This window comes from Azospirillum sp. B506, assembly GCF_000333595.1.
Lineage (GTDB): Bacteria > Pseudomonadota > Alphaproteobacteria > Azospirillales > Azospirillaceae > Azospirillum.
Window position 1 is genome coordinate 1 of the sequence record NZ_BADK01000880.1, and the last position, 6,775, is coordinate 6,775.

Annotated in this window: 7 protein-coding genes; 2 read left to right on the plus strand and 5 right to left on the minus strand. The window is 67.8% G+C overall.

What is annotated here, in order from left to right; genetic code table 11:
- Positions 1-110 precede the first annotated feature (110 nt).
- Positions 111-911 carry an SURF1 family protein gene (locus I71_RS27190; protein ID WP_042701323.1) on the plus strand — a complete coding sequence of 267 codons (801 nt, stop codon included), beginning with the start codon at positions 111-113 and terminating at the stop codon, positions 909-911.
- Positions 889-2,376: a carboxypeptidase M32 gene (locus I71_RS27195; RefSeq protein ID WP_042701326.1), complete on the plus strand. Its 1,488-nt coding sequence runs from the start codon at positions 889-891 to the stop codon at positions 2,374-2,376. Before I71_RS27190 ends, I71_RS27195 begins: the two co-directional genes overlap by 23 nt.
- Positions 2,377-2,477: 101 nt before the next feature.
- Here the strand turns inward: I71_RS27195 and trpE are convergent, their stop codons facing one another.
- The 5 genes from trpE to I71_RS27215 all read right to left on the minus strand — a co-directional run bounded on the left by trpE (position 2,478) and on the right by I71_RS27215 (position 6,709).
- On the minus strand, positions 2,478-3,989 hold the full coding sequence (gene trpE, locus I71_RS27200) for an anthranilate synthase component I (RefSeq protein ID WP_042701329.1): 1,512 nt from the start codon (positions 3,987-3,989) through the stop codon (positions 2,478-2,480).
- Positions 3,990-4,030: 41 nt separating this feature from the next.
- Positions 4,031-4,522, minus strand: a complete 492-nt coding sequence (locus I71_RS40215; RefSeq protein ID WP_244434077.1) for a hypothetical protein — start codon at positions 4,520-4,522, stop codon at positions 4,031-4,033.
- Entirely contained in the window at positions 4,519-5,910 is a 1,392-nt protein-coding gene (locus I71_RS27205) for a peptidylprolyl isomerase (protein WP_244434078.1), read from the minus strand. Before I71_RS27205 ends, I71_RS40215 begins: the two co-directional genes overlap by 4 nt.
- Before the next feature lie 256 nt (positions 5,911-6,166).
- Positions 6,167-6,346: a CsbD family protein gene (locus tag I71_RS27210; RefSeq protein ID WP_042701332.1), complete on the minus strand. Its 180-nt coding sequence runs from the start codon at positions 6,344-6,346 to the stop codon at positions 6,167-6,169.
- A 102-nt stretch (positions 6,347-6,448) separates the two neighbouring features.
- Entirely contained in the window at positions 6,449-6,709 is a 261-nt protein-coding gene (locus I71_RS27215; RefSeq protein WP_042701335.1) for a hypothetical protein, read from the minus strand.
- Positions 6,710-6,775 lie beyond the last annotated feature (66 nt).

Genomic DNA, 6,775 nt, shown 5'->3' on the forward strand with positions numbered 1-6,775 from the left:
GTCTGGAGCATCGTTGTGCTGGGGCTGACGTTGGGCATGCTGAGGCCGGCCAAGGCCTATGTCGTCGCCTTGCAATACCGCTATCGCCGCAGCGAAGTGGAGAACGGCTCTTGAGCGTCACTGCCGTGGAACCGGAGGAGCGGAAACGGTTCCGCCCTTCGTTGGCGGCGACGCTGGTCACGCTGGCCGGGCTGGCGGTGACCATCGGACTCGGCACATGGCAGGTCGAGCGCCTGCACTGGAAGGAGGAGTTGATCGCCCGGATCGCGCGGCAAATGGCCGAGCCGCCCGCTGCACTGCCCGCCCGGATCGACGATCCCGCCGCTTGGGAGTTCCGGCCGGTGACGGTTGCCGGGCACTTCCTGAACGACAAGGATTTGCTGCTGATCGCCCGCCCGCACCAGGGGCAGGTCGGTTATGAGGTGCTGACGCCGTTTCAGCGTGCCGATGGGGCCGGCGTCGTGCTGGTCAACCGCGGCTTCGTACCGATGGACCGCCGCGATCCGTCGACCCGAGCAACCGCGCGAGTGGAGGGCGACACGAGCGTCAAGGGCATCGTCCGCGTGCCGCAGCCGCCCGGAGTCTTCCAGCCGGGCAACGGCACCCCGGCGCCGGGTTCCGCCTGGATGCGCGTCGATCCGCCGGCAATGGCGGCTGCGCTGGGGATGGGCGATGTGGCGCCCGTGATGGTAGAGATGCTGCCTGGGCAGGGGGGCGGCTTGCCGGGAGCGCCCCGCGGTACCCTGGCCGGGATCGAGCCACGGGTGGAGCTGCCGAACAACCACCTCCAGTATGCCTTGACCTGGTACGGACTTGCGGTGACGCTCGCCGGCATTTACGTGCTGTCACAGCGCAAGCGCGCCGACACCGGAACCGACGGACGACCCGATGACCGCATATCAGGAGCTTGAACGCCGCCACGCCCGCATCGCCGCCATCGGCGACGCGCTGGGCATCCTCGGCTGGGACACCCAGACGATCATGCCGGAGGGGGCCAACGACAGCCGGGCGGAGCAGACCGCGACGCTGTCGGTAATCGCCCACGAACTGGCGACCGACCCGCGCATGGCCGATCTGCTGGCCGAGGCGGAGGGCGACGACAGCCTCGACGTCTGGCAGCGTGCCAACCTGCGCGAGATGAAGCGCCACCATATCCAGGCCACCGCCGTTCCCGCCGATCTGGTGGAGGCGACCAGCAAGGCGGTGTCGGCCTGCGAGATGATGTGGCGTGCCGCGCGGGCGGAAAGCGACTATGCCAAGCTGCTGCCCTCACTGACCGAGGTTCTGACCCGCGTCCGCGAGGGGGCGGAGGCGCTCGGTTCCGTGATGGGAATCAGCCCCTACGACGCGCTGCTCGACAGCCACGATCCCGGCGCGCGGGCGGAGCGGATCGACGCGCTATTCGCCGACCTGTCCGGCTTCCTGCCCGACCTGATCGGCCGTGTGCTGGAAAAGCAGGCGGCGGCACCGGCGGTGAGCGAGCCGCAGGGGCCGTTCCCGGTGGAGAAGCAGCGGGAGCTTGGCGTCCGCATGATGGAACGGCTGGGCTTCGACTTCCGTCGCGGCCGGCTGGACGTGTCGCTGCATCCCTTCTGTGGCGGGGCGACCGGCGACGTGCGCATCACCACCCGCTATGACGAGGCGAACTTCACCGATGCGCTGATGGGCATCCTGCACGAAACCGGCCATGCGCTGTACGAGCAGAACCGCCCGCGCGCCTGGTTGAGCCAACCGGTGGGGCAGGCGCGCGGCATGGCGGTGCATGAGAGCCAGTCGCTGTTGATGGAGATGCAGGCCTGCCGTTCGGCGGAGTTCATCACCTGGCTGGCGCCGGTGGTGCGCGAGACCTTCGGCGGAGGGGGGCCGGCCTGGGAGGCCGACAATCTGCGCCGTCTCTACAGCCGGGTGGAGCGCGGCTTCATCCGGGTCAATGCCGACGAGGTGACCTATCCTGCCCATATCATCCTCCGCTACCGCCTGGAGAAGGCGCTGGTCGCCGGCGACCTGACCTTGCCGGACCTGCCGGGCGCCTGGAGCGACGGCATGGCCGAACTGGTCGGGGTGGTGCCGCCGAACGACCGGTTGGGCTGCCTTCAGGACATCCATTGGCCGGGCGGCGGCTGGGGCTATTTCCCCAGCTACACGCTGGGCGCCATGACAGCGGCGCAGCTGTTCGATGCCGCCCGCACCGCCGATCCGGAGATCCTGCCGGCGCTGTCACGCGGCGAGTTCACGCCGCTGGTGAATTGGCTGCGGGCGAACGTGCATGAGACCGGGTGCTTCCATGCCTCGGGCGACGACCTGCTGACCGCAGCGACCGGCCGGCCGCTGGACGCGTCGGTGTTCAAGCGGCATCTGGAGCAGCGCTATCTCTGACCGCCTGTTCGCGGGAGCCGCTCCGTTCGCTTGCAACCGTCCCTACACGGAAAAGGCCGCCTATGAGGCGGCCTTTTTCGCGTTGAGTGGCAGTCTGGAGATTACCCGCGCGCGGTGCTGCGCAGGGTCTCCTCGGCGGCGCGGATCAGGGCCATCGACTTGTTGACGGTCTCCTGATATTCGGCTTCCGGGTCGCTTTCGGCCACGACGCCGCCGCCGGCCTGGACATACATCATGCCGTCCTTCAGCACGGCGGTGCGCAGCGCGATGCAGGTGTCCATGGCGCCCGAGGCGCCGAAATAGCCGACGCAGCCGGCATAGACGCCACGCCGGGCCTTCTCCAGCTCGTCGATGATCTCCATGGCCCGGACCTTCGGCGCGCCGGACACGGTTCCGGCGGGGAAGCCGGCGACCAGGGCGTCGAGCGCGTCGAATTTCGGATCGAGGTCGCCCTCGACATTGGAGACGATGTGCATGACGTGGCTGTACAGTTCCACGATCATCTTGGCCGTCACCTTGACCGTGCCGACCTTCGCCACCCGGCCGACATCGTTGCGGCCGAGGTCGAGCAGCATGAGATGCTCAGCCAACTCCTTCGGATCGCTCAGCAGATCGGCGGCCAGAGCTTCGTCCTCCGCCGTGGTGGCTCCGCGCTTGCGGGTGCCGGCGATGGGACGGACGGTCACCTTGCCATCGCGCACGCGGACGAGGATTTCCGGGCTGGAGCCGACGACGGTCAGCTCGCCGAAGTCGCAGTGGAACAGGAAGGGCGACGGGTTCAGGCGCCGCAGCGTGCGGTACAGCGCCAGCGGCGACGGTTTGAAGGGGAAGCGGATGCGTTGCGACGGCACGACCTGGAAGATATCGCCGGCCCGGATGTACTCCTTCGCCTTCTCCACCATCGCGTGATATTCCTCGCGCGTGGTGTTGGAGGTCCAGGCCAGCGGCAAGCCATTCTCCGCCCGCGGCTCCCGCCGGTAGGGCAGGGGGCGCTCCAGATCGGCCAGCGCATCGGTCAGCCGTTCCCGGGCGTCCGCATAGGCGGTGGCGGCGTCCTTGCCGGCCTTCGGCCAGACCGGAGTCACCAGCGTGATCGAATCGGTGTGGCTGTCGAAGATGGCGACGATGCTGGGCCGGGTCAGGATGGCGTCCGGGATGTTCAGCTCGTCCGGATTGTTGTCCGGCAGCCGTTCCATCAGCCGGACCATGTCGTAGGTCATGTAGCCGAACAGCCCGGCGGCCATCGGCGGCAATTCCTCCGGCAGCGGAATCCGGCTCTCGTTGATCAGCGTGCGCAACTCGTCCAGCGGCGCCTTGTCGAGCGGCTTGAAGGCGTCGCGGTCGTGCAGGGCGTCGCGGTTGATCTCCGCCTGGTTGCCGCGCGACCGCCACACCACGTCCGGCTTGAAGCCGATCACCGAATAGCGGTCACGCCGTGAGCCGGCCCCGCGCTCCGCCGACTCCAGCAGAAAGCCGAAGGGGCGGCCATCGGCCAGCTTCATGTAGGCGGAAACCGGCGTTTCCAGGTCGCTGACCAGCGTGGTCCACACCACCTGCGGCCGACCGGCGGCGTAAGCGGCGTCGAAGCTGGCGATATCGGGCTGGACCTTCACGGCACGAGACCTCTTGCTTGGCTGTCGGCTAAGCCGGAGCCTCAGTTGCTGGCGAAGAACTGGTCGATGCGCTGGCGATGGATGCTGACCGGATACTTGTCGCGCAACGCATTGGTGAACTCGGCCACCAGATCGTTCTGCATCCCCTGTTCGACCGCGGCGCGGACCGGCGCCAGATCGGCGTCGGCGGCCTTCGGATCGGCCGGGATGACCTCCTTCAGACGGGTGACGACCTGCGCATCGGCGGTGTTGCCGGTAACGACGTCGTTCGGCTTGGCGGCGAACAGCTTGGCGACCATCTCGGCCGGCAGGCCCTGGACCGACTGGGCATCGCGGGTGAAGGGGCTGGTCATGGCGAAGCTGGCACCGGCCTGGGTGGCGACATCCTGGGCCGCGGCTTTGGCCCCTTGCTTCAGGCGGGCGGCGATCTCCTCCGCCTTCTTGGCGGCGCGCTCGGCACGCTGTTCCTGCTGCCAGTCGGCGATGACCTGATCGCGCACGTCGGCAAGCGGGCGGACGGCGGCGGGGATCACGCTGTCGACACGGACGGCGGTGAAATTGCTGCCCTCCCCTCGGTCAGGTTGGAAGTGGCTCCGGTCTTCAGCTGGAAGGCGTTGGGGAGCAGCGCCTTCAGTCCGGGCAGGTCCGGGGCGGCATCCTTGCCGTCCGGGGCCTTGCCGGTGCTGTCGATGGCGGCGACCTTGCTCAGCACCAGACCCTGGGCCTGGGCGACCTCGTCCAGCGAGGCGCCGCTGGCCAGCTGGTCCTCGACCCGGTTGGCGATGGAGAAGACGGAGTCGAGGGCCTGCTCCTTCTTCATCTCGGCCGCCAACTGGTCCCGCACATCCTCGAAGCTCTTGGTTGAAGCGGGGGTGATGCCGGTGACGGCGATGACGTGCCAGCCAAGCGCGCTCTTGATTGCGTCGGAGGTCTTGCCGGCCTCCAGCGCGAAGGCGGCGTCGCCGATCTCCGGCAGGTCGGTCCTGGCGATGTTGTCCAACGTCACCGGCTCCACGCCGGCGTCCTTCGCGGCCTCGGCCAGACCCTTGGTCTTTGCGGTTTCGGCGATCTGCCTGGCCTTCGCCTCATCGTCGATCACCACCATCTGAATCGAGCGCTTTTCCGGAGCGCCGAACTCGTTCGCGCGCTCTTCATAGGCCTTGCGCAGCTCGGCGTCGTCGATCTTGATGTCCTTCGCCAGCGCGTCGGGGGACAGGCGGGCCACCGTCAGAGCACGGTATTCGGGAGCGGTGAAGCGGACCTGATGGTCGTCATAGGCCTGCTTGATCGTCGCGTCGTCGGGCGCGCCGACATCGCCGATGGCGGCGTTGGGCAGCGTCACCACCTCCGCCACGCGCTTTTCGCCGCGGTAGCGATAAAGGTCCTGCACCAGCGGCTGCGGCGGGGTCAGGCCGGCGGACACTGCTCCGGCGACCAGCTGGCGGGCCGTCTCGCGCTGGATCATCGCGACATAGCCGTCTTCGGTCAGCTGGTTATTGCGCAACGCCGACCGGAACGCGTTCGGGTCGAACTGGCCCTGCTGGTTGCGGAAGGCCGGCTCATCGGCGATGCGCATGCGGACCACCTCCGGTCCGACGGCGATTCCCATGTCGGTCGCGGCGAGGTCGAAGAGGGTGCGCTGGATCAGCGACTGCAGCGACTGTTCCAGCAGGCCGAAGCGCTTGGCCTGCTCGGCGGTCAGGTTGCCGCCCAGCATCGGGCGCAGCCGTTCCATCTGCCGGCGGAATTCCTGGTCCAGCGCCTGTTGCCCGATTTCCACCTTGCCGACTTCGGCGACGGTGGTGGGGGTGGTGGAGCGGAACACGTCGCCGATCCCCCAGATGCCGAAGCTGAGGATCAACAGCACGAACAGGATCTTGACGACCCAGGAGCCGGCGAAATTGCGGATGAACTGGAGCATGGGACCCGAATCTAAGCGCGTCGTTCGGCCATCCGGCCGGGGCGGCGCATCATAGATAGGGGAGGGTGGGGCGGCAACAGCCCATTTCCACACGGGCGAACCAGGGAGCGATCCGACGGACGCACTCCATACGGGATCCGGGTGGGCGCGCATGGCCGCCATTGCCTTCAAACGAACGCCCCGGCCTCGCAGGCGGGTGCGGGGCCGGGGCGTCCGGTTGTGATGCCAGCCGGGACAGCCTTTGCTGGCGCCGGGATTACTTCAGCGTGTCGCGCACGGCATCCTTCGCGCCGCCGACGGTGTTCTGCACCTTGCCGGCCGCCTTTTCGCCACGGCCCTCGGCCTCGGTCTTGGTGTCGCCGGTCAACTTGCCGGCGGCTTCCTTGATGGAGCCTTTGATGGAGCGGGCAGCGCCTTCGATCCGGTCCTTGTCCATGGTGGCAACCTCCTGTGTGTTGGTTATGCCGGGACAACAGGACCGAAGGGGAAAGGGTCCATTAAAAATATGATAGGTTGCGCTATTCGCCCGTCGCGCAGCTTACGCCCGCCGCGGCCCGTCGGTACCGCGATCGGCAGCCTTGGGCGGCGCGCATCCGTCGACGCGCATCGGGCCGGCAGTGCGGCGGCGTTGCGCTGCCAATTGCAGGGCGTGGTGGGTGATCCGGTTGCGGTAATCGCGGTCAACGCGGCTGAAAGCACTATAGGCCAGCTTTACCGCGTCCGGAGAACGGGTGCGTAGAGCATCCTGCAGGGAGTCGCGCAGGGTGCGCAGTTCAAGGATCCCGGGGACAAAGGCCATTCCAACAGCCTCCGCCAGAATCTCGACGGAACACAGCGGGCTTCGTCATCAAGGGTCAGGTCAACC

Coding starts and splice junctions, on each gene's coding strand:
- I71_RS27215 (WP_042701335.1), bottom strand. CDS start 6,709: ATGGCCTTTGTCCCCGGGATCCTTGAACTGCGCACCCTGCGCGACTCC.
- I71_RS27205 (WP_244434078.1), bottom strand. CDS start 5,910: ATGCTCCAGTTCATCCGCAATTTCGCCGGCTCCTGGGTCGTCAAGATC.
- I71_RS27195 (WP_042701326.1), top strand. CDS start 889: ATGACCGCATATCAGGAGCTTGAACGCCGCCACGCCCGCATCGCCGCC.
- I71_RS27210 (WP_042701332.1), bottom strand. CDS start 6,346: ATGGACAAGGACCGGATCGAAGGCGCTGCCCGCTCCATCAAAGGCTCC.